At 72.6% G+C, this 22,332-nt stretch carries 16 protein-coding genes; 7 read left to right on the top strand and 9 right to left on the bottom strand.

Features of this window, described 5'->3' with window-relative positions; translation table 11 throughout:
• Position 1 precedes the first annotated feature (1 nt).
• The 4 genes from ABEB00_RS23845 (at position 2) to ABEB00_RS23830 (ending at position 5,505) form a co-directional block, all read left to right on the top strand.
• Positions 2 to 2,320, top strand: coding sequence for a molybdopterin cofactor-binding domain-containing protein (locus ABEB00_RS23845; RefSeq protein WP_345622145.1), 2,319 nt, complete (start codon positions 2 to 4; stop codon positions 2,318 to 2,320).
• Positions 2,321 to 2,348: 28 nt separating this feature from the next.
• Complete coding sequence (locus ABEB00_RS23840; protein WP_345622144.1) at positions 2,349 to 2,825, top strand: (2Fe-2S)-binding protein; 477 nt, start codon at positions 2,349 to 2,351, stop codon at positions 2,823 to 2,825.
• A gap of 42 nt (positions 2,826 to 2,867) precedes the next feature.
• Positions 2,868 to 3,971 (top strand): porin PorA family protein, encoded by a 1,104-nt coding sequence (locus ABEB00_RS23835; protein WP_345622143.1) that lies wholly within the window; start codon positions 2,868 to 2,870, stop codon positions 3,969 to 3,971.
• Between the two features lie 331 nt (positions 3,972 to 4,302).
• Positions 4,303 to 5,505: an oxygenase MpaB family protein gene (locus tag ABEB00_RS23830; protein WP_345622141.1), complete on the top strand. Its 1,203-nt coding sequence runs from the start codon at positions 4,303 to 4,305 to the stop codon at positions 5,503 to 5,505.
• A gap of 12 nt (positions 5,506 to 5,517) precedes the next feature.
• Here ABEB00_RS23830 and ABEB00_RS23825 read toward each other — a convergent pair whose 3' ends face one another.
• Together ABEB00_RS23825 and ABEB00_RS23820 are read right to left on the bottom strand one after the other, a co-directional pair.
• Positions 5,518 to 6,681, bottom strand: coding sequence for a TetR/AcrR family transcriptional regulator (locus ABEB00_RS23825; RefSeq protein ID WP_345622140.1), 1,164 nt, complete (start codon positions 6,679 to 6,681; stop codon positions 5,518 to 5,520).
• A gap of 127 nt (positions 6,682 to 6,808) precedes the next feature.
• Positions 6,809 to 8,341 (bottom strand): subtype B tannase, encoded by a 1,533-nt coding sequence (locus tag ABEB00_RS23820; RefSeq protein ID WP_345622139.1) that lies wholly within the window; start codon positions 8,339 to 8,341, stop codon positions 6,809 to 6,811.
• A gap of 467 nt (positions 8,342 to 8,808) precedes the next feature.
• Between ABEB00_RS23820 and ABEB00_RS23815 the strand changes: the two genes are divergently transcribed.
• The 3 genes from ABEB00_RS23815 to ABEB00_RS23805 are packed head-to-tail and all read left to right on the top strand — an operon-like array spanning position 8,809 to position 11,771.
• Positions 8,809 to 10,068, top strand: a complete 1,260-nt coding sequence (locus ABEB00_RS23815; protein ID WP_345622138.1) for an ATP-grasp domain-containing protein — start codon at positions 8,809 to 8,811, stop codon at positions 10,066 to 10,068.
• 54 nt (positions 10,069 to 10,122) lie between these two features.
• The gene (locus ABEB00_RS23810; RefSeq protein WP_345622137.1) at positions 10,123 to 10,959 is read left to right on the top strand and encodes a class II fructose-bisphosphate aldolase; all 837 of its coding nucleotides are present in this window, start codon (positions 10,123 to 10,125) and stop codon (positions 10,957 to 10,959) included.
• Positions 10,956 to 11,771, top strand: a complete 816-nt coding sequence (locus tag ABEB00_RS23805) for an HAD-IA family hydrolase (protein ID WP_345622136.1) — start codon at positions 10,956 to 10,958, stop codon at positions 11,769 to 11,771. Before ABEB00_RS23810 ends, ABEB00_RS23805 begins: the two co-directional genes overlap by 4 nt.
• 88 nt (positions 11,772 to 11,859) lie before the next feature.
• On the opposite strand, the gene ABEB00_RS23800 is transcribed toward ABEB00_RS23805, so the two are convergent.
• From ABEB00_RS23800 to ABEB00_RS23770, 7 genes are all read right to left on the bottom strand, one after another.
• A complete protein-coding gene (locus ABEB00_RS23800) occupies positions 11,860 to 13,143 on the bottom strand; it encodes a Zn-dependent hydrolase (RefSeq protein WP_345622135.1) in 1,284 nt (427 codons plus the stop codon).
• A 13-nt stretch (positions 13,144 to 13,156) separates the two neighbouring features.
• Positions 13,157 to 14,932 (bottom strand): amino acid adenylation domain-containing protein, encoded by a 1,776-nt coding sequence (locus tag ABEB00_RS23795; RefSeq protein WP_345622133.1) that lies wholly within the window; start codon positions 14,930 to 14,932, stop codon positions 13,157 to 13,159.
• 14 nt (positions 14,933 to 14,946) lie between these two features.
• Complete coding sequence (locus tag ABEB00_RS23790) at positions 14,947 to 15,906, bottom strand: ornithine carbamoyltransferase (RefSeq protein WP_345622132.1); 960 nt, start codon at positions 15,904 to 15,906, stop codon at positions 14,947 to 14,949.
• Entirely contained in the window at positions 15,894 to 18,203 is a 2,310-nt protein-coding gene (locus ABEB00_RS23785; protein WP_345622131.1) for a pyridoxal-phosphate dependent enzyme, read from the bottom strand. The genes ABEB00_RS23790 and ABEB00_RS23785 overlap by 13 nt, the downstream gene beginning before the upstream one ends.
• The gene (locus ABEB00_RS23780) at positions 18,200 to 19,147 is read right to left on the bottom strand and encodes a GHMP family kinase ATP-binding protein (RefSeq protein WP_345622129.1); all 948 of its coding nucleotides are present in this window, start codon (positions 19,145 to 19,147) and stop codon (positions 18,200 to 18,202) included. Before ABEB00_RS23780 ends, ABEB00_RS23785 begins: the two co-directional genes overlap by 4 nt.
• A 32-nt stretch (positions 19,148 to 19,179) precedes the next feature.
• A complete protein-coding gene (locus tag ABEB00_RS23775; RefSeq protein ID WP_345622128.1) occupies positions 19,180 to 20,685 on the bottom strand; it encodes an argininosuccinate lyase in 1,506 nt (501 codons plus the stop codon).
• 180 nt (positions 20,686 to 20,865) lie between these two features.
• Entirely contained in the window at positions 20,866 to 22,185 is a 1,320-nt protein-coding gene (locus tag ABEB00_RS23770) for a helix-turn-helix domain-containing protein (protein ID WP_345622127.1), read from the bottom strand.
• Positions 22,186 to 22,332 lie beyond the last annotated feature (147 nt).

The following is a 22,332-nucleotide window of genomic DNA, read 5'->3' as shown; positions in this document are numbered from 1 at the left end:
GATGACGACCTCGCGCAGCAACGGCGATCACGGGCCGGACCGCACATCGGCGCCGCGGCCCCTCGCCAGACGCCGGTTCCTCGGATACGTGCTGGCCGCCCCGACGTTGACGGCCGCGGCCGAACTCGTCCCCGCGGCCGGGGCCCGGGCGGACATCCCGTCCCCGGAGATCACCGAGCTGATCGATCTCAACGACGTGATGACGGCGGCGGCCCTGCCGACCTCCGGCCTGATCACGGTCGAGGTGAACAGGGACGGCACCGTGTCCTTCGCCCTGCCGCGGACCGAGGTGGGACAGGGCATCACCACGTCGACGGCCATGCTGATCGCCGAGGAACTGGGCGTGCCGCTGGAACGGGTGCGCGTCACCCTGGCCGACGCGCGACCGGAGCTGCTGTTCAACCAGCTCACCGGCGGATCGAACACCACGTTCTCGACGTACACCCCGATCCGGGTCGCCGCCGCCGTCGCCCGGGAGCGGCTGCTCACGGCGGCGGCGGCCGCCTGGGACACCGACGTCGCCGAACTGACCCTCACGGCGGGAGTCGTCAGCGGTCCCGGGAAGCGGAGCGCCGGCATCGGGGAGCTGTCCGAGCGGGCGGCGGGCGCGCGGACCGAGCGGGTGCCGGTGGCTCTCAAGCCCCGCGACCGGTTCACCGTGATCGGCCGGCCGCACAACCGTGTCGACGCCCTGGCCGCGGTCACCGGCCGCAAGGAGTTCACCCTGGACCTGGCCGTCCCGGACGCCCTGCCGACGATGGTGTGCCGGCCGCCGACGATCAACGGCCGGGTCGGATCGGTGGGCAATGTGAGTGAGGTCCGGGCCATGCCGGGCGTCACCGACGTCGTGGTGATCTCGACCGGGGTGGCGGTGCGGGCGGCCACCTTCGGCCGGTGCATCGACGCCGTACGGGCCCTGCGGGTGTCCTGGAAGCCCGGAAGCGCGGAGGGCAAGTCCGACGCATCCGTGCTCAGGGAACTGAAGGCGGCCGAACTGCCGCTCGGACCGCCGCCGCTGACACCGAGCGTGGAGGAGACGTTCACCTTCCACTTCCGCGGCAACAGCGCACTGGAGCCGAACTGCGCGATAGCCGACGTGCGGGCCGACCGGGCCGAGATCTGGGCGAGCCTGAAGGCACCGATCGTCGCGAAGGAGGCGATCGCCGCCAAGCTCGGCCTGCCGCTCCGGGCGGTGACCGTCCATGTCACGGAGGGCGGCGGCTCCTTCGGCCGCAAGCTCTTCTTCGACGCCGCGCTGGAGGCCGCCGAGGTCTCCCAGAAGACCGGCAAGCCGGTCAAGCTCATGTGGCACCGCGCGGACGACTCCCGTCAAGGACGCGTCCACCCCATGGCCACCTCCCGCGTGCGCATCGCCTACCTCGGCGACACCGTCCTCAGCTACCGGCAACGGCACACCAGTGTCGCCACCGACCTCGGCCACGGCCTCGGGGAGATCTTCACCGCCCTGGCCGCGAGTCTGCCGGTGGGCGACATCGGGTTCTCGCAGACGTTCTTCCAGCTCTCCCAGTCGATGCCCTACGACTTCGGGGCCAACAGCCGGCTGCTGAGCGAGACCGACAAGGGCTTCAACACCGGCAGTATGCGCAATGTCTACTCCCCCGACGTCACCTGCGCCCGGGAACTCCTCGTCGACCGGCTCTCCGCGAGGATGGGCAAGGACCCTTACCGGTTCCGGCACGACTTCCTGCGCGACGACCGCTCCCGCGCGGTGCTGGACAAGGTCGCCGAGGCCGGGAACTGGGGCCGGAGCATGCCGGCCGGCACCGCGCAGGGCATCGCCTTCCACTCCGAGTACCACTCCGTCAGCGCGGTGCTGGTGGAGATCGACTGCCGCCCCGAGACCGTGGGCCGGCCCATCCGCGACGGCGTGACCGGCCCCCGCGTCACCAAGGCGGTCATCGCCGTGGACGTCGGCCTCGCCGTCAACCCGCGCGGTCTGGAGGCGCAGATGACGGGGTGCCTGATGGACGGCATCGCCCTGGCGCTGACCGCCAGTCTGCACCTGCGCGACGGGGCCTTCCTGGAGGCCAGTTGGGACAACTACTTCTACACCCGGCAGTGGAACACACCGCCCGAGCTGCACGTCGTCGTCATGCCGGACTCCACCGGCGAACCCGGCGGTGCCGGGGAACTCGGCGTGGCCGCGTCCATGGCCGCGGTCGCCTGTGCGTACGGCCGTGCCACCGGCACCATGCCCACGGTCTTCCCGCTCAACCACGGCACCCTGTCCTTCACCCCGAAACCCACCGTCCCGCCCGTCCCGGCCTCCCCCACCGACGGCCTGGACCACGTCCGCTGACGGCCCCTGGGCCGGCTTGGAGTTCTCCGTGCCTGAGCACACGTTCCGCCTCAACGGCGAGCAGGTCACCGTCGACGTCCCCGACGACGAACGGTTGTTGTGGGTCTTGCGTGACGTCCTCGGTGTGACGGGGCCGAAGTACGGCTGCGGCATCAACGTCTGCAAGGCGTGCACGAGCCACCTCAACGGCCGGGCGGCCAACCCGTGCGCCATTCCCGTGCGGGACCTGCGGCCGTCCGACGAGATCACCACCATCGAGGGACTTCCGGCCACCGTGGGCGCGGACCTGCACCCCATGCAGGAGGCCTGGCTCGACCAGGACGTGGCCCAGTGCGGTTACTGCCAGCCCGGTCAGATCATGGCCGCCGTCGCCCTGGTCCGCCGGGTCCGGGAGGAAGGCCGCCCGGTCACCGAGGCCGACCTGGACGGCATCCGCAACATCTGCCGCTGCGGCACCTATCCCCGTATCCGCGAAGCGATCAGAGCCGGCGCCGAGAACATGTGACGCGGCCCGGCACATGACACACATCACGAGGGAGAAAAAATCGTGTCCGCACGTCGTTCAACGGTCGTGCTCATCGCCCTGGCCGTCGTCCTGGTGGCTGTCGCGGCGGCCGTACGCCTCGTCGTCGCCCCGAACGCGAGCCAACTGCCCGATGACGCCGACCAGACGGTGCGCTACGCGGGCGAGGCCACCATGCTGGACAGCGCGGCCCTGGAGTCCGGGGACACCGCGCACGCCCTCAGATCCGGCGTCCCCGTCACCGCCGACCGCCGGGTGCGGGTCACCTCCACCCACGGCGACACCGCCGTGCTCCAGGACACGATGACGGTCCGGGTGGGCGAGCAGTCCCTGCCCAGTACCAAGACCTACGCCGTCGACCGGAGCAGCAGGGAGGGGACGGCACCGCCGGACTCGACGCCGGTGGAGCCTTCGCGGGGCGCGCTGAGTTCCGCCTTCCCGCCGGACGCCGCGCCGGACGACTCCTACACGTACTACGACGCGACGACCCGCACGATCGTGCCGGTCCGTCGCACCGGAGCCGCGGAGCGCGAGGGCCGTGCGGTGAATGTCTACGAGATCACCGTCTCGGCACCGGTCAAGGACCCCGAGGTGCTCGACCCGCTGCCGGCCGCCCTGCCGAAGAAGCTGCTCGCGGGTCTGGTGCCGGCCCTCGACGCCGCGGCCCGGGCCCGTCTCACCCCCGCGGCGCTGTCCGCGCTGCCGGACCCGGTACCGCTCACCTACCAGGGCCGGTCGACGCTGGTCGCCTACGTCGACCAGCAGACCGGCATCGCCATCGACCAGACGGTGAACAGGAAGGTGGTGGCGACCACCGCTGTCGGCGAGGAGCCGCTCCCCCTGCTGCCGGTGTCCGCCTTCACCCTCGACATCACTCCCGAGAGCGCGAAGGACCTGGGCGACAAGGCGGCCTCGGCCGGCCTGGCACTGACCGCCCTCACCACCGTGGCACCGCTCGCCCTGCTGGTGGTGGCCGCCGTGCTCCTCCTGATCGCTTTCCTGCGGAGCCGGAGCCGGAGCCGGAGCCGGAGCCGGAGTGGGCGGCGGGGGAACGGGGAGCCGGACCCAGCCGCGTCGGGAGATCCCGCCGCGGCGGCGTCGGGGCCCGGTGGGGGCGGCGTCGGCTGAGGCCCCGCCCGTGCCGGGTGCTCGGGCGGGGAACCGGGACCGGCTCCACGGCACGGCCCGGCCCGTGACCGGCCCTAGGGCGTCGCCCTAGGCGGCCGGCGGTGGCGCCGGCGAGCGCGAACTGCCGCCCGGCCCGCTGCCGCGCCCCACCCCGGTCGGGTCGTGCTGACGCGAGAGCCTCGGTCACACCCATTGCCGACCGCACCGCGCCTCGCTATGTTAATGGGGAATCACATAGCTCAGCACGATCCGAAACTCGGTGGTAACGCGACTGACAAGCAGGACAACGGCACGCACCGCCGTCTGGCCCATCAGGGAAGCGAGTTAGTAAATGCAGAATCTCAGCAGGCGAGGAGTCCTGTCCCTCGGTGCCGCACTCGGCCTCGTGGGCGTGACGGGACCCGCCAAGGCGTGGGCGTCGGCGGACTCGGTGGCCGGAACCGGCACGGGCGCGGACCCGGAGTACATCTGGGACAGCGCGACGGATCCACTGTTGGCCGCACTGCTCGACAACGGCCAGGTCCCGGCGGTCAACACCGCGCTGGCGTCGTGGGTGAACAACGGTGACCCGCTGCCCAGCGGCCTGCCGGCCGACCTCGCCGCCCATCTGGCGAAGGTCAACAAGCTGCCGTCCTGGGCCGACCCGGCCAAGCTGAAGCGCGCCGCCGACTTCAACCGGCGCAAGGACACCTACCTGTTCATGCTGTACGGCCTCGGCAGCGGCATCATGAGCACCGTCATCCCGCGGGAGGCCCGGAGCGTCTACTGGTCCGCGGGCGGCGCAGACATGAAGGACCGCGCGGCCAAGACGTTCACCTTCGGCTACGACCTGTCCCAGCTCAAGGCCTTCGAGCCGACCGGGCAGTTCGTCGTCACCGCCAACAAGACGCGCCTGGTGCACGCCGCGGTGCGCCACCTGCTGCCGCAGTCGCCGCACTGGCAGCAGGGCGCCGACCAGACCATCCCGATCAGCGCCGCCGACATCCTGGTCACCTTCCACAGCCTGGGCACCTTCGTCCACCGCAAGATGCTCGACTGGAAGATCCCGATGTCCGCCGCGGACCAGGAAGCCTTCCTGCACTCCTGGCAGGTGGCGATCCATCTGCTCGGTGTGCCGGACGAGTACATTCCGCAGACCTGGGCGGCAGCCGAAGCGCAGTCGGCGCAGGTGCTCACCCCGATCCTCGCCACCACGCCCGAGGGCATCGACCTGGCCAAGGAACTGCTCGGGCTGACCGCGGAGATCGATCTCGGCGTCACGCGCGGGTTCCTGAACGAGTTCGTGCGCTACGTCCTCGGCAACGAGGTCGGCGACTGGCTGGGACTGCCCCGGGACTACGCGGCGGCGGCCCTGGTCCGCACCGGATGGCCGGCCTTCATCCTGTTCCGCGAGGGACTCTCCCCTGTCCTGCCCGGCACCTTCTACATGTTCGACCAGTTCATCCGCGCCCTGGCCATGCTGTTCCTCAACAAGGGCACCTCCCCCACCACCACCGGCATCACCATCCCCACCGGGAACAGGGCGGGATCCTGACCGGCTGTCCGGTCACAGGCCGAGGGACGCCACGACCAGTGCGGTCACGGCGTCCCGGTGGCCGGAGCCGTCCCGCCACCCCAGCCCCCGTCCGGCCTCGACCGCCACACCGAACCCCGCGTGCACCAGCACCCGGGCCTGGCGCGGGTCCAGCTCCGGACGGGCCAGCCGCAACTGCTGCTCCCAGACGGCGATGTGCTCCCGCTGCGCGAGGACCAGGGACCGCCGCTGGTCGGCGGGCAGGCCGGCCAGCTCGGCCTCGGCGACGCTGTTGAGCGCGGTGTACTCGAAGCTGTAGGCCACGTACGTCGCCGCCAGCGCGACGAGGGCGGCGTGCGGGCCGGCCACCTCTCGAAGACTGCGGTCCACCCCCTGGGCCAGCAGCGCCGCGGCCTGGAGGCACGCCGCCGCCAGGATGTCGGCCTTGCCGGAGTAGTGCCGGTAGAGCGCGGACGGGGCCAGGCCGACCGCCCGCGCGATCTGTCCGTTGGTGACGCTGGCGAACCCGTCGCGCGCGAACAGCGGGACGGCGGCCGCGAGGATCTCCGCGCGGCGCGTGCGCGGCACCGGCTGGGCGGGCAGCCCGACGGGGTGTGCGTCGCTGCGGAAGGCGGCGGGGTCGGTCGCGGCCACCCGCAGCGCGGAGGTCAGCAGCAGTTCCTCGGCCCGGCGCTGGGCGATGGAGGTGTGGTGCATCGTGACGGACCCGATCGCGCCGAGGGCCGCCATGGCCCGCAGCCGCTCGTCGGGCAGTGCGTACGCCCGCTGCACCGCCTCGTCGACCCGTCCGACGACGCGCCCGAACTTCGCCTTGAGCTGCCGGCGGTCCTCGCGGTTGAGGTACCGGGCCTCCCACCGGTACACGCCGCCGGAGGCGCGGTGGGCGACGGTGACCCGGGTGACGGCGGTGAGCACCTCCGTCAGGTCCGCCCCGGGCGGCACTTCGTCGAGCGCGGCGACGAGTCCGTCCGCCATGACGTCGGCGCACTCGGCGAAGAGCGCGTACTTGTTCGGGAAGTGCCGGTACAGGGCCGCCGCGGTGATCCCCACACCGGCGGCGATCATCTCCATGGACGCCGTGTGGTAGCCGCGCTCGCTGAAGACCCGGCCGGCCGCCTCCACGATGAGCTGCCTGCGGTTGCGGGGCCGGGCGGCCGCGGCCGGATCGGCGGTCACGACCGAACGGGCGGATGCGGGGACAGGACCATGCGCAGCAGTCAACCACACGCCCCCGCAGGCCCGGGGCGGGCCGGACCCGGGCCGGTGCGTGAGCGGACCCGGACCGGTGCGTGAGCGGCCTTCGCTACCGACGGTAGCCGCAGACCTTGGCGACCCAGGTGAGGAAGTCGCCGGGGTCGGCGTTGGTCGCGTGGCCCTGGTCCCAGTAGAACTCGTGGCTGACGTCGTCGCCGAGGTGGTGGGCGGCGGCGGCGAGGTTGGCGGAGATGACGTGGGAGGTGTCGGTGTCACTGGTGCCGAGCCGGATCCACCAGTGCCTCGACCGGCCAGAGTTGCGCTTGCCGAGGAAGTACATCGGGTTCATCAGGTCGAGCAGTTCGGGGAGGTCGCTCTCCAGCCGCTTGCCGGTGACGCCGGTGGTGTCGTTCTTGAGGCTGTACGCCGTGAAGTGGCGGGCCTTGGTGGTGGCGGTGCCGAACTCGTTGTTCTCACCGGCGGAGAGGTCGAACGCGTCGAAGGCCGGAGCGGTCTTCTTCCGCTTGGCGACGTGGGTGAGGTAGTCGTCCCAGGTGAAGGTCGCCTTGCCGCCCGACCAGGTGAGGAAGGTGTTCTTCGCCAGGTACGCCGTACGCTCGGATTCCGAGAGGGCCGCCAGACAGGTGGTGGCCGACGGCTGGAGGTAGGTCTCCAGCAGGTATTGGTCGTAGTTGCGTGCCGTGAGTGTGCCGAAGCCGTTCAGGCCCTTCAGTTTGAGGGACGCCTGGTACTCGGCGAACTGGGACTGGAGCGCCTTGGACACGGTCTGGTCGACGGCCTTGCCGGTGCTCTGGGTGACGAGAGCACCCCAGTTGAACTCGTAGGCACCGTCGGCGTGTTCGAGGTCGGTGATCGGGCACCAGGCGCCGGTGGCGAAGATCGCGTCACTGGCGTCCGCCGCACCGACCGCCTTGAGGTACTTGTCGTAGCGGGGGCTGTCACCGGACGCGCCGAGCAGTGCGGAGACGGCGCCGCCGGCGCTGGTGCCGGTGGAGACGACGCGGTCGGTGTTGCCCGGGATGCGGCCCTTGTTGAACTTCACGTACCGCACGGCGGCCTTGAGGTCCACGATGACGGCCGGTGCCATGCCGTAGTGGGCGCCGGAGGAGTCGGCGAGGCTGCGGCCCCGCGTCCCGGGCTCGACGGCGACGTACCCCGCCACGAGGGCGAGTTTGGCGAGGTTGACCATGCCGTTGACGCCGCCCGTGCCGCCACCGCCGGTCATGAGATCGCCCATCTCCAGCGCGGCCTGTCCCACGCCGGTGGCCTCGGCCACGCTCGACGGCATGTAGGCACCCACCGCGTTGGCCAGGACGATGGGAGCGTTCCGGGCATCGACGGCCTTGCCGTCGATCTTCACGGGGACGCTCACCACGAGGCTCTGGTGCGTGTCGTCCGACGGGACGGTGACGTAGTCGCGCGGCTTGTAGAAGTGGTACACCACTTCGTGGTCGGTGCCCGCCGCGTCGGCGATGGTCTCGGTCAGCTCGGTGTAGTCGTCCTTGTCGAAGACCAGGGCGTCCGAGGACGTCGAGCCGCTGGTGCCGCCCGTGCCGGAGGCGTTGGCGGTCAGCGCGATCCCGCCCGCCGCCGCGACGCCGACGCCCGCTCCGATGCCCATGACGACAGACCTTCGCTTCACTGCCCTGTGCTTCACAGTCCCTGTCTCCCTGATCGGTCCCACCGGTCCCACCGGTCTCATCGGACTCACCGGTCTCATCGGTCTCTTCGTCGCGGCAGGCGAACCGCCGCACTGGCGAACCTAGAGGCGCTCGCGATCGATCGTCAACAATTCTGTTGACTTCACAGTGAATGCTAAGAAAGGGCTGGTGAGCGCGTGTCCAGCAGTTCCAGCCCCGATCCGTCCGTGAGGTGGCGGCTTCAGCGCGGCGGTGCCGGGATGTTGAGCATGCCGCTGCCCAGACCCTGCTCGTCCCGGGAGATTCCGCTTCCGGCTGCTGGAGGACGACGCCGGCGTCCTTCCCACCGGGCATCTGCCGATCCATCTGCCGTGCGGACTGCCGCCCCCGGGCCCCTGGCCCCGCATCCTTGAAGTCGGTGCACAGATACCGACCTTGAGGTGGGTGTATGCCAAGGGACGCGTCACTGCTGGTCACCTACGACTACGGCAGCCTTCCACCCGTTCGGCTGGCCCAGGCCGCCGAACGGAACGGCTGCGCGCTCGTGTTCGTCACCGCCGGGTCGGACCACGCGAGGGAGATGACGCCCGCCCTGGAGATGCTGGGCTCGGTCGTCGACGCCGCGGGCCTGGAGGCGTCCGGGATCGCGGACCGGGTGAAGCGCTTCGAGCCGGAGGGCATCGTCACCTTCAGCGAGGGGCGGATCGCTCCGACGGCCCGGCTCGCGCACCTCCTGGACCTGCCGTACCACCGCGTCGAGGACGTCGGGGCGATCACCAAGAAGGACCTCCAGCGCGAGCGCCTGCGGGACCGGGGCGTCGACTCGGTGCGGTTCTGCGAGGTGGCCCGGGTGGCGGACGTCGGCGACGCCCTCGCCCGGGTGGGGCTGCCCGCGATCGTCAAACCCACCACCGGCGCCGCCAGCAGGCACACCGTCTCGGTCGCCACGGAGGCGGAGTGCGCCGAGGCCGTCACCCGCATCCTGGCCGACGACCGGGCCCGCACCTCGTCCGCGCGCACAACCGCCGTCGTCGAGGAACTCCTCGTCGGGCGCCCCGTCGAGCACCCGTGGGGCGACTACCTCGCCGTGGACTGCCTGGCCACCGGCGACGAGGTCCGGCCGGTCTTCGTCACCAGCAAGTTCGCGCTGGCCGAGCCCTACCGCGAGCGCGGCGGATACGGGCAGGCGTCCACGGTGCCCGCCGCCGAGCTGGATGCCGCGCGCGACCTCGCCTGCCGGGCGGTGCACGCCCTCGGCATCCGCACGGGCATCGCCGACGTGGAGCTGAAACTGACGGCGGACGGCCCGCGGGTCATCGAGGTCAACGGCAGGCTCGGCGGGTGGGTCGACGACCTGTCCGTCCGCTCGGGCAGCGCCGACCCGGCCGACATCGCGGTCCGGGCGGCGCTGGGCCTGCCGGTCGAACCGCCGGCCGTGTCGTCCGGCGACCGGCTCGCCTTCCACTACCTGGTGCTGCCGCCGATGAGCGCGCACCGCGTGCGCGACGTGCGCCCCGGCCTGTACGCCCTGCGTGACCGGCCCGGTGTCGACCGCGTGTCCCTCAGCACGCACCGCGGCGCCGTCGCCGACTGGCGGGCCGGCACGGACGGCACGGTCGCCTCGGTGCTGGGTACCGCCGACACCCATGACCAGCTCGCGGACCTGGTGGCGGAGATCGAGGGCGCCGACTGGATCGACTACGACTGACCCGGCGCCGGCCGCCGGCCACGCTCGTTGTCCGCAGACCAAGAAATGAGACACATGTCAGTCGTACGGCTGCGTGAGCTGCTCGACGACGCCCGCACGGGCGGCTACGCCATTCCCGCGTTCAATGTCATCGACGAACTGAGCATGGACGCCGTCGTCTCCTCGGCCGCCCGGGCCCGCTCCCCCGTGGTGGTGCAGGTGTCGGTGCGCACGGCGAGATTCTGGGGTCCCGGCCTCCTGCACACCGCCTTCGAGGCCAAGAGACGGCTGCACGGCGCGACGGCCGTCCTCCACCTCGACCACTGCCAGGACCCCGGCTTCCTGCTGTCCTGCCTGGACAGCGGCTGGCGTTCGGCCCTCTTCGACAGTTCGCACCTGCCCGCGGCGCAGAGCGTGCGGGAAACCCGCCGCCTCGTGGCACAGGCCGAGCGGCGGGAGGCCGAGATCGAGGGGGAGTTCGAGCGCATCGTCCGGGTGGACGCCCCGCCGGAGCCGGCCGGTCCCCGGACGGACCCGGCGGACGTCGCGGCCTTCCTCGACGCGACGGGCGTCCACTGCTTCGGACCCGATCTCGGCACCCGGCACGGGACGCACCTGACCGAGCCGAAGATCGACTACGAGCGGGCCCGGTGGCTCTCCTCGCGTGTCCCGGTGGTCCTGCACGGCGGGAGCGGGCTGCCCGAGGGGAGCCTGCGCAAGGCGGTGGACAGCGGCGTGACGAAGGTCAATTTCTCCAGTGTGCTGAAGGAGACGTACACGGCGGCCGTCCACGGCTTCGCCCGCGCCGGGAGCACCGAACCGCTGGACCTGGTCAGAGCGGCGCACAGCCGGATCGGCGAACTGTGCCGCCACTACGCGGACGTACTGGGCAGCACGGGGAGAAGCCTATGAGGCAAGCGTTGATCTTCGACTGTGACGGCGTCATCGTGGACGTCGAGATCCAGCGTCACCTGAAGGCCTTCAACCAGGTGTGGGAGGAGGCGGGCGTCCCCTGGCGCTGGAGCGACGCCGAGTACGAACGCGCCCTGCGGGTCTCCGGCGGCAAGGAACGCCTCCATCTGCTGCGGGACGACCCGCGCTTCCGCGCCGTCTTCGACGTGCCCGACGATCCGGAGGAGTGGCGGCGGATCGTCGCCGCCTGGCACCGGCGCAAGACGCAGTTCTACGTCGCCTCGCTGCGGACCGGGGAGGTGACCGCGCGGCCCGGTGTCCGCCGCCTGGCCCGGGACGCCCTGCGGGCCGGCTGGCGGGTGGCCGTCGCCTCCGCGGGGGCGCGCGACTCGGTGCGGACCCTGGTGCGGGCCGCGCTCGGGACGGAACTGGCCGCCCAGCTCACGCTCGTCACCGGTGAGTCGGTGCGGCGCAAGAAGCCCGCACCCGACGTGTTCGACGTCGCGGCGGCCTCGATCGGCGTGGTGCCGGAGAGGTGCGTGGTGATCGAGGACACCCGCAACGGCCTCCTCGCGGCCACGGCCTCCGGCATGACCTGCGTGGTGACGCCCACCCGGCTCAGCCTGCACGACGACTTCTCCGAGGCCGCGCTCGTGATCAGCGGTCTGGGCGACCCGGGGCTGCCGCCGGAGATCGTGCTGGGCGGTCCCGCCTGGGGCTGCTCCCGCCCGTGTATGACGCTGGACGAACTGGCACGGCTGAGCGGGGTGCCGGGCCCCGCGCGCACCGGCCGCCGGTCGCTGCACGGCTGAGCGCCCGGGGAGCCGGGCGGGTACGAAGACGACGGTGCCAGGGCTGGGAGGCCCTGGCACCGTCGTGTGCGGGTACGTGCCGCGCCGCTCACCGGTGGGCGCGCGGCTCCCGGTCGCCGGCCAGCAGGAGGTTCAGCAGGACGTCGGCGCCGGCGACCAGGTCCTCGGGGGCCGTGTACTCCTCGGGCACATGGCTGACCCCGCCCCGGCTCGGCACGAAGATCATGCCGGTCGGGGCCACCCGGGACATCCACTGGGCGTCGTGTCCCGCGCCGCTCGGCAGGGTCAGGTGAGCGTGTCCGAGGGACTCGGCGGTGGCCGTGGCCAGCTTGCGCAGCCGGTCGTCGCACCGGGTGGGCGCGACGCGCTGCATGGGCGTGACGGTGATCTCCGTACCCGTGTCGGCGGCGATGTGGTCCATCAGGGCGTGCAGCCGGGCCAGTCCCTTGTCCATGGCGTCTGCGCTGACGTCCCGCAGGTCGATCTGGAGCCGCGCCTCCCCGGGGACGACGTTCCAGGCACCCGGCAGCACCCGGCACTGGCCGACGGTGGCGACCCGCACCACACCCGAGGGTCCGGCCAGTTCACGGACCCCGAGCACCGCTCGCGCCGCGGTGACCAGGGCGTCGCGCCGGCCCTCCATCGGCGTGGTGCCGCCGTGGCCCGCCACCCCCTTGACGGTGACCTCGGCGGTCTGGCGTCCGCTGATCGCCTCCACGATGCCGATCCGGGCGCCGGCGCTCTCCAGGACCGGTCCCTGTTCGATGTGGGCCTCCAGGAACGCGGTGATCGAGCCCTGCGGCCAACGGGCCCGGTGCAGGCGGGCGCTGTCGCCGCCGGCGCCGTCCAGGACCTCGGCGAAGGTGCGGCCGTCGGCGGTGGGCCGGGTCAGTTCCTCCTCGTCGACCAGCCCGGCCACGGCCCGGGAGCCGAACATGGGCGAGGTGTCCGGGGTGCCCTCCTCGTTGGCGAAGGCGATGACGGCGACCGCGTGGTCGAGCCGCCGGTGCTGGTCGTGCAGGCTCTGCAGGGCCTCGACGGCCGCCATCACGCCGTACGCGCCGTCGAAGGCGCCGCCGCCCGGCACGGTGTCCAGGTGGGAGCCGAGGACCAGGGTGCCGAGGCCGGGGTCGCGGCCGGGCGCGTGACCGATGAGGTTGGCGGCCGCGTCGACCCGTACCCGCAGGCCGGCCTCGCGCAGGAAGCCCGCGGTGGTGTCCCGGGCCCGTACGTCGTCCGGGGTGAACGCGGGCCGGGTGACGCCGCCGTCGGCACCGCCGCCGAACGCGCGCAGTGCCTCCAGCCGGCGGGTCAGGCGATCCCCGTTCACGTGCAGCGGGCCGGCGGGCAACAGCGATTGGAGCAGGGCCATCATGTCTCCCGGGTCACTCGGTGTCGGGGGCGAGGTGCGCGGCGAGTCGGGCCACGGTCGGATGGCGGAAGAGGTCCCTGATCGTCACGGCGTGACCGGTCGTCTCCCGGATGCGGGTGCCGAGCCGGATGGCCAGCAGGGAGTGCCCGCCGAGCTGGAAGAAGTTGTCGTCGACGCCGACGGGCGGGCACTGCAGAAGGTCGGAGAACAGACCGCACAGCTTCTCCTCCAGCGGGGTGCGGGGCGCCTCCCCCCGCTCGGGCGGGGTGTCGGGGCGGGGCAGCGCGGAGTAGTCCACCTTGCCGTTGGCGGTCAGGGGCAGTTCGGGCAGTACGGCGACGGCCGAGGGGACCATGTAGGGCGGGAGCAGCCGCTCCAGGGCGTGCCGGACGCTCTCGGTGTCCGGGGCCGCGGCCGCCGAGCCGTCCGGCACCAGGTGGGCGGCGAGACCTCGGCCGCCGGGCAGGTCGTCGCGTAGCGTGACGACGGCCCGGGCCACGCCGGGGAGGGTGACCAGGGCGGCCTCCACCTCGCCCGGTTCGATCCGGAAACCCCGCAGTTTCACCTGCCGGTCGGCCCTGCCCGCGAAGGTGAGGCTGCCGTCGGCGTGCCGGGCGGCCAGGTCGCCGGTGCGGTACATGCGGGTGCCCGGCGCGCCGTGCGGATCGGGCAGGAACCGCTGGGCGGTCAGCCCGGGCCGGCCCAGGTAGCCGCGGGCCAGCCGCGGGCCGGTGACGTACAGCTCGCCCTCCTCGCCCGGGGGCACCGGGCGCAGGCCGGCGTCCAGGACGTACAGGTCCGTGTGGGCCATGGGGGTGCCGAGGTCCAGCCGGGCCTCGCCCCGGTGCGGTGGCGCGAAGGTCTGGAGGCTGCAGAAGACGGTGGTCTCGGTGGGGCCGTAGGCGTGCACGACCGTCGTGTCGGGGCAGTGTGCCCGGATCCGCCGCAGGGCGCCCGGGGACAGGACGTCCCCGCCGGTCGTGACCTCGCGCAGCGGTGCCAGGGCGGTGGCGTCCTCGTGGGCGACGGTGTCGAAGAGGGCCGTGGTGAAGTAGGCGGCGGTCACCTCGTGCCGGGTGATCACCTTGCGCAGTTCGGCCACGTCGAACCGGTCGGGGGCCCACACCACGGCCTCTCCCCCGTGTGTCAGCGGCACCCAGAGTTCGTACGTCGAGGAGTCGAACCCGAGGGGCGAGTAGGCGAGCACCCGGGCCTGCCGGTGCGGGTCCCAGCAGGGGTCCCGGACGAAGTCCACGATGTTGCGGTGGGTGTTGACGACGCCCTTGGGCCGGCCGGTCGACCCGGAGGTGTACATCACGTAGGCCGGCTGGTCGGGGTGGCCGGGGACGTCGGGCAGCCGGCGCGGCACGGGGACGGGACCCGCCGCCGGTGACACCTCCTCGACCTGGACCCCGGCCGGGCCGCCGGCCTGCGCGGCGGGCCCGTCGGTCAGGAGCAGGACGGCACGGGCGTCCTCGGCCATCCAGCGCAGCCGGTCCGGCGGGTGCCGGCGGTCCAGCGGCAGGTACGCGCCTCCCGCCATGAGGACCCCGAGGGCCGAGACGACGTAGGACACGGAGCGGTCCATGAGGAGGGCGACCACGTCACCGGGGCGTACCCCCCGGGCGAGGAGCCGGTGCGCCAGTTCACCGGCGCGGGAGACGAGTTCGGCGTAGCTCAGGTGGCGGCCGGCGTACGTCACCGCCACGGCGTCGGGTGTCCGGGCGGCCTGCTGTCCGACGAGTCCGTCGACGGTCGCGGCCGAGCGAGCGATGGCGGGGAGCATCATGTCGGTGGCTCCGATCACGAGGGGGTGCCGGGGAAGTCGTCGAGCAGGCAGTACTCCAGGACGGCCATCGCGGCGGTCATCTTGTGGAACGCCTGCCGCCAGGCCAGGCTCCGCTCCCCGTCGAGCACCTCGTCCGTCACCTCCTGGCCGCGTACCGCCGGCAGGTCGTGCAGGAAGACGGTGTCCGGGCCGCCCACCCGGGCGAGGAGGCCGGCGTCGACGCGGAAGCCGTCGAAGGCGCGCAGCCAGTCGGGGTCGGCCTTGGGCACGCCCATGGTCTGCCACCGGCTGGTGTAGACGGCGTCCACCGGCCCGGCCACCCGGCCGGGGTCGGTCACCTGGGTGACGAGCCTCGCGTCGCCCGTCTTGGCCAGCAGCTCCAGGTGGTCGGCGGGCACTTCGTACCCCTCGGGGCAGAGCAGCGTCAGGCGCAGTCCCGGGGTGAGCGCCGCGGCCAGGGCGAGGGCGCGCGCGGAGCTGTTGCCCTCGCCGACGCACAGCACGTGCCGTCCGGAGAGGTCGCCGAAGTGCTCCGCCAGGGTGGTGAGGTCGGCGACCGCCTGGGTGGGGTGCTCGTCGAGGGTGAGCGCGTTGACCACGGACAGGTCCCCGGCGGCGGCGAGCTGCCGGAGTTCCGCGACGTCCCCGTTGGTGCGTACGACGAGCGCGTCGAGGTAGCGACCGAGGGTCCGGGCGGTGTCCTGGAGCGTCTCGCCGGTACTGAGCTGGAGGTCGTCGGGGCCGTAGGCGATGACGTCGGCGCCGAGGCCGGTCGCCGCGGCCCAGAAGGCGGTACGGGTCCGGGTGGAGGACTTGCGGAAGTAGATGCCGATCCGGCGCCTGTCCAGCGTGCGGTCCGGGCCGGTGCCGCCCGCGCGGGCGCGGTCGGAGTGCCGGGCGAGCAGTACCGCGCGGCGGACCAGGCCCGCCAGTTCGTCGGTGCCGAGGTCGGTGAGGGAGATCAGGTGTCGCATGGTGCGTCGGCCTCCTTGGGGCGGACGTCGGTTTCGCCGGGGGTGGGGCCGGCCAGCCGGATGCCGATCAGCCCGGCCGCCCGGTCCAGCGTCTCGGTGACTTCGGCGCGGGTCCGGCCGCAGGCGATGACGTGGCCGAGCCGGTCGTAGGCATGGCGGGGCGGCCGTACCGTGCGGCCGGGCTCCGCGGTCGCCACGACCTGTGCCACACCGGGGAGCCGTGCGGCCTCGGAGAGGTGGTCGAAGCCGCTCAGCACTCCGGTCCGGTCGGCGGTGAGGAAGTGGACGCCGGCGTAGCCGTCCTGGTCCGCCCTGAGTTTGCCGGGCAGGCCGGCGGCGGCGCGGAGCTGCTCGGCCAGCAGGTCGGTGCCGGCGCTGAGGCGGACGAGTTCGGGGATCATGCCGCCGCCGGCCCGGCCGTTGATCTCGATGACGGCCACGCCGTCGCCGCTCACGCGCACCTCGGTGTGGGAGGCGCCGTGCCGCAGGCCGACGGCGGCCAGGGCGGCGGCGACCGTCTCCTCGATCTCGGCGGCCAGGGCCGCGGGGACGGCGGCGGGGAAGACGTGGCGGTACTCGACGAAGTGCGGCCCGTCGGTGACGTGTTTCTCGGTGATGCCGACGCAGACCGTCTCGTCGCCGGTGCCGAACATCTCCACGCTGTACTCGGGTCCGTCGAGGTACTCCTCGACCAGGACGGTCCGGGCGGCGCGCTGGCCCCTGACGTTGACGGTGCGCTCCAGCACCGTCCGCGCGGCCGCGACGGCCTCGGTCTCGGTGGCGCAGCGCACCACGTCCATGGAGCCGGAGTCGTCGACCGGTTTGACCACGCAGGGCAGCCCGACGCGGCGGACCGCTTCGGGCACGTCCGCCGCGTGGTCGACCGCCGCGAATCGGGTGCGGCACAGGCCGGCGCCGGACAGCGTCTCGCGGACCCGGGCCTTGTCCCGGCAGAGCGTCATCACCTCGGGCGGGTTGCCGGGCAGCGCCAGCCACCGGGCCAGTTCCGCGACGAGGGGGAGGTAGAACTCGCTGGTGGTGGTCACCGCGGCGCAGTCCTCACGGCGGACGGTGTCGCGCAGCGCGCGCCGTACGGCGACGAGGGAGTTGGTGTCGCAGCGGACCGTCGCGCAGGAGCGTTCGGCGAGCCCCCGGTAGCGGTCCGGGTCGGAGGTGACGAGGAGTGGTTCGAACCCCAGTTCCCTGGCCTTGTCCAGGGCGAGCATGCCGGTGCCGGTGGTGTTGGACTCGACGAACAGGAGGGTGCGGGGCTGCTGCCGGGGGCGCAGCTCCGCGCAGGACCAGGCCGTCACCTCCTGGCCGTAGGGCACCCGCTCGGGGGTGTGCCGCCGGGGCAGGGAGCGTACGTCGGTGCTCTGCCAGTGGGCGTCGTCGTAGACGGTGTCGACGTAGCGGTCGCCCCGGTCGGCGAAGATGCCCACGATCCGGCTGCCGGGGGCGGCCTGCCGGGCCAGGTGCAGCAGGACCTGGTAGACGGAGCCGGAGGTGTTGCCGGCGAAGAGGTGCTGGTCCCGGGCGAGGTCGCGGGTGGCGGCGAACGCCTCGTGGTCGTTGAGCCAGTGCACCTCGTCGATGAGGGTCCGGTCGAGGTTGGCGGGGCGCAGGCTGTTGCCCAGTCCGCTCTGCAGGCGCCGGGGCCGGTCCGGCTGGTCGAACAGGACGCTGCCCACGCAGTCGACGCCCACGACCCGCAGCCCCGGCAGGGCGGCGCGCAGTTCCCGGGAGGTGCCGCACAGGGAGCCGCCGCTGCCGACGGACCCGACGACGGTGTCGAACTCCCCAAGGTCTTCAAGGAGTTCACCGGCGAGGGCGCGGTAGGCCAGCGGGTTGTCGGGGTTCTGGTACTGCTGCGGCCAGAAGGCGCCCGGCAGGTCGTGCAGAAGCTGTTCGAGCCGTTCCAGCCGGGCGCTCTGCCAGCCGGCGGCGGACATCGCCTCGACGACGTGGACGGTGCAGCCCAGGGCGCGCAGTTTGGCCAGCGTGATCCGGTCGGTGCGCGGGTCGGTGACGATGTGGACGGGATGGCCGAGGGAGGTGCCCACCAGGGCGACGCCCAGGGCCATCGTGCCGGACGAGCTTTCGATGATCGGTGCCCGCTCGGGGAGTTCGCCGGTGCGGCGTGCTTCCAGGACCGCCTGTCTGGCGACGCGGTCCTTCATCCCGTAGAGGTTCTGCAGTTCCAGCTTGGCGTACAGCTCGACGTCGTCGGGTCCGTCGTGGCGGAGCCGGACGACGGGGGTGTGGCCGATGGCGTCCACGACGCTGCTGAAGATCACATGTCCCCCGATCGGTCGGTGAGGGGTGGGGCGTACCACGCGTCGTCGGTCAGCGAGTGGTACACGGTGGTGTGGCGGGTGAGGGCGCCGCAGGAGCGGCGCAGGTGCTCCAGCTTGTTCTCGTACTCCGGGTCGTCCTCGGCGAGGAGCACGCCCAGGACGGTGCCGCTGTGTGCCGAGACCACGCCCAGGCCGCCCGCGGCGCGGCAGATGCGGCGCATCTCGTCGAGCGTGCGCTTGGGACGCAGCCGCTGGTTCATGACCGCGCTGCGGGTGGCGACCTCGCCCACGGTGGCCAGGTCCCGGTCGCGCACCGCGCGGGCGAGGGTGTCCAGGAGTCGGGCGTACTCGTGCTTGTCGGCCGGGCCGAACGGTTTGGGGATGCGGTTGAAGGCGACCGTGGGCACCGCACCGCCCTCGTCGATGCCGACGATGGTGAGCGGGGGCAGGTGCCCGAGGCGCTCGCGCAGCTTCGCCCGGCGGTGGTAGAAGGCGACCGATCCGGTGTACATCACGCCGTCCGAGGGTTCGATGGCGCGCAGCAGATCCTCGATGGTGCGGTCCGTCAGCGGGAGGTGGAAGGCGGCGCAGATCGCCCGGCAGCTCGCGACGAGGTCCGCGGAGGAACTCGCGAGCCCCTTGCCCTCGGGCAGGGCGCTGTGCAGGGTCAGTGTGCCGCCGCGGTCGATGCCGTGCATGGCCAGCAGGGCGCGGGCGAGCGTCAGCGACTTGCGTTTGCGGGCCGGCCGGACGAGGAGCGGATCGCCGGCGGAGGCCGCCTCGAACCGTGCGGTGGACCACAGGTCGATGGGCAGGGTCACCAGGAAGTCCAGATCGCCGCCCGGCAGCACTCCTTGGAGCAGTTCACCGAACGTGCCGAAGGCGCGGCTGATGCCGAGCCCGCCGTCCAGTGCGCTCTCGGTAGCGGACTCATGGGTGCGCATGTGTGTGGGCGTCCCTCTCGCTCGGTGCGCTGTCAGCCGGTCAGTCCGACCAGCCGGTCCGTCTCCGCCGCGGCGGCCCGGACGGTGGCCCGACGGCTTTCCCAGGCGTCCGCCAGGCGGCGGGTGCGCGCGCGTTCTTCGCGGAGCAGGGCGCGGACCGCGTCGGGATGGGCCGAGCCCGGTGTCTTCTTGCTCCGCAGCCCCCGGTCCACGTCGAAGGACTCGGCCAGCAGCCCGGCCGGATCGTCCACGTCGTGGCCGTGCCGCAGTGCCGCCTCGTGCAGCAGTGCCGGTTCCGTGCGGCGGGGGGCCAGTCCTTTCTCCAGGGCGTGGGTGATGTACTCCCCGGCCACGACCTGGGCCGTGCGCCAGGGCACGCCGGCCCGCAGGGTGAGCAGGTTGGCGAGGGTGAAGCCGCCCAGGAAGTCCCGCTCGCAGGCGGCCCGCATGCGCGCGGGCCGGAACTCGACGTGCCGCAGTACGGCCGTGAACAGCCGCAGGGCCGAGGTGACGCTCTCGGCGGCGGAGTTCCCGAGGCCGCCGGACTCCTTCGAGACCTCGATCATGTTGGTGTACGGAACGCCCCGCTGGCCGATCACCAGGTCGAGGTGGGCGCCGGCCGCGTGGGCGGCCCGGCCCCGGATGCGTTCCAGGACGGGGAAGTTCTTCTTCTGCGGCATCGCCGCGGAGATGCCGCTGAGTTCGTCGGGGAGGTCGATGAAGCCGAGTTCGCTGCTCCCCCAGGACATCAGGTCGGTGACGAAACGGCCCAGCGCCACCGCGAAGGTGGAGAGTTCGGCCGCCGCCTCGACGCGCCAGCCCCGGGACGCCACCGCGGTGAGGGCGTGCGGCACCGGGCCGGCGCAGCCGACCAGGCGGGCCATGCGGTCCCGGTCCCACTCCAGTTCCTGGCCCGCCATGGCGCCCGCGCCCAGCGGTGAGACGTTGTTGGTGTCGTAGGTGAACAGCAGCCTTTCCGCGCAGTGCAGGATCTGTCCGGCGACGGCGGTGAGGTAGTAGCCGGGGGTGATGATCTGCGCCGCCTGGTACTGGGTGTATCCCGGCATCGGCAGGTCGGCCGTGCGCTCGGCCAGGTCAAGGGCGGCCTGTGCCGTGTCCAGCAGGGTGCCGGCGAGGTCGCCGAGCGTCTGCCGTCCGTACAGCAGTTGCGCGCAGGCCTGGAGGTCGTTGCGGCTGCGGTCGACGTGCCAGCGCACCACCCGGGCCGGCAGGTGCCGTTCCACCTGCCGTTCGAGGCCGAGGGCGAGGTCCGACATGTTCGCCGCGGGGTCCGCGACCAGGTCCTCGGTACTCGTCCGGTCCAGGATCCCGGCGATGGCCGTGCGCTCCGTCGCGTCGATGAGCCCCATCCGGTGGTACTCGACGAGCAGCACCTTCTCGATGAGGACGTACCACGGCAGGAGACATCGGGCCTCGTGGCGGAACTGAGGTTCGAGCACCTCGTCGTGGAGTAGTCGGCTGGGCGTGTCCCGGACACGGCCGCTCAGTGGGGCCGTCGCCTTCGAGCTGGATCGCATCGTCGCGAGTGCTCCTGCCTGGCGACATCCGTCGCCTGCCCGATCGTTTGCGGACACCAAGCATCGCGGGGCATTCGGGGCTCGGGCGGCAGCACGGAGGGCAGGAACGCGGCAGCCGGACTGCCGGTCGTGCCGGTCGCGGGCGGCCTCGCCACCCCGGTCGGTCCGGTCGGCGGCCGCTCAACGGGCCATCGCCGGCTCCCCCGTCTCGAAGAGGCGGGAGACGAGGTTGAGGACCCGGAAGTGGGAGCCGGTCGCGTCGTGGGCGTGCCGGACCAGGCCGCGGACGAACAGTCCGTAGATCCGGTGCGCCGAGTCGCGTTCGTCGATCCCCGCGATCCGCGCCACGTCCTGGACGCTCCAGCCGGTGTGCACGGGTGCCAGCAGGCGGAGCAGGCGGCGGTCGGGGCCGGTGACGCCGCGCAGCGTCTGTTCCAGTGCCTGCCGGAACGTCCGGTCGGCGGGATCGTCCGTCGGGGAGACCAGCAGGGACAGCGGGTCGTCCTGGGCGCGGCGCAGGAGTTGCTCCGGCGACAGGACGAGGGCCCATTCGGCGCCGAGCTTGAGGGCGGCGGGGATGCAGTCCAGGGCGCGGCAGATGCCGGCCAGTTCACTGACGGTCGCGGTGGACGGGTCCATCGCCCTGGGCCGCAGCCGGCGGATGTGCGAGAGCATCAACTGGACCGCGGGGTAGTGCTCGGCCCGGCCCGGGGCGTCGTCCTCGCGCACCGGCACCGCGAGCGGTTCGAGGGGCAGGAGGTGGTCGCCGGGTGTCGTCCCGCTGTCCCGGGTCGTCACCAGGACGCGCAGGCTGCGGCAGCCGGCGAGCAGTGCCATCAGGCGGTCGGTGCGCACCCGGTTCAGGTCGCAGCCGTCGAGGACGAGCAGGGTGCGGCGCTGGCCGATCATCTGGCACAGCTCGTGGGCGTTGAAGTCGCTGCCGAGGAGGTGCTCCCCGATGCGGGAGACCTCGGCGACGACCGCGCTGTCCACGCCGAACCGGTCGGGTCCGTCCGGGCGGGGGCGGGACTCCTCCAGGGAGACCCACAGCACCGAGTACGAGTGGAGCTGGTAGAGGGTGTGCGCGATGTCGAGGGCCACCCCCGTCTTGCCCACGCCGTTCAGGCCGGTGACGGTGATCCAGCGGTTGAGGTCGTGGGTCATCGCGTCGACGGCGGCGCGTACCTCGGGCTCCCGGCCGGAGAGGCCGCTGAGCCGCGCGGGCGGCGCGATCGGCGCGGCGTCGGCTATCAGTTTCACCGCGGCTTCCTTGGCGTTGCCGCCGCACGCGGTGTGCAGCACCAGCCGCTGGGACTCCCCGAGGCGCAGTCCGTTGGCGATCAGCCGTACGGTCTCCTGCCGGGGCCGTTCCACCCGTCCGTTCTCCAGGTCCCTGATCGCCCGGACGCTGACCGTGCTGATCTCCGCTAACTCGTACTGGGTCAGCCGTGCCTGGCAGCGGAACCTGCGGACCAGTGCGCCGACTCCGTCGGGTCCCATGTGCAACCTCCATTGGTTGTCCCGGGCGTTCCTGTGTCGCTGTGTCGCTTTCCTGCTGTGTCGCTTTCCTGCTGTGTCGCTCTGTCGCTTTCGTGCTGGGACATCGTTGTCCCGGCAGGGGCGCCGCGGGCGTCCCACCCGTCCCGC

Source organism: Streptomyces ziwulingensis, from assembly GCF_039542605.1.
Classification (GTDB): Bacteria; Actinomycetota; Actinomycetes; order Streptomycetales; family Streptomycetaceae; genus Streptomyces; species Streptomyces ziwulingensis.
Note: the sequence above shows the minus strand (reverse complement) of the source record. Positions and strands in the feature narration are given on the sequence as shown.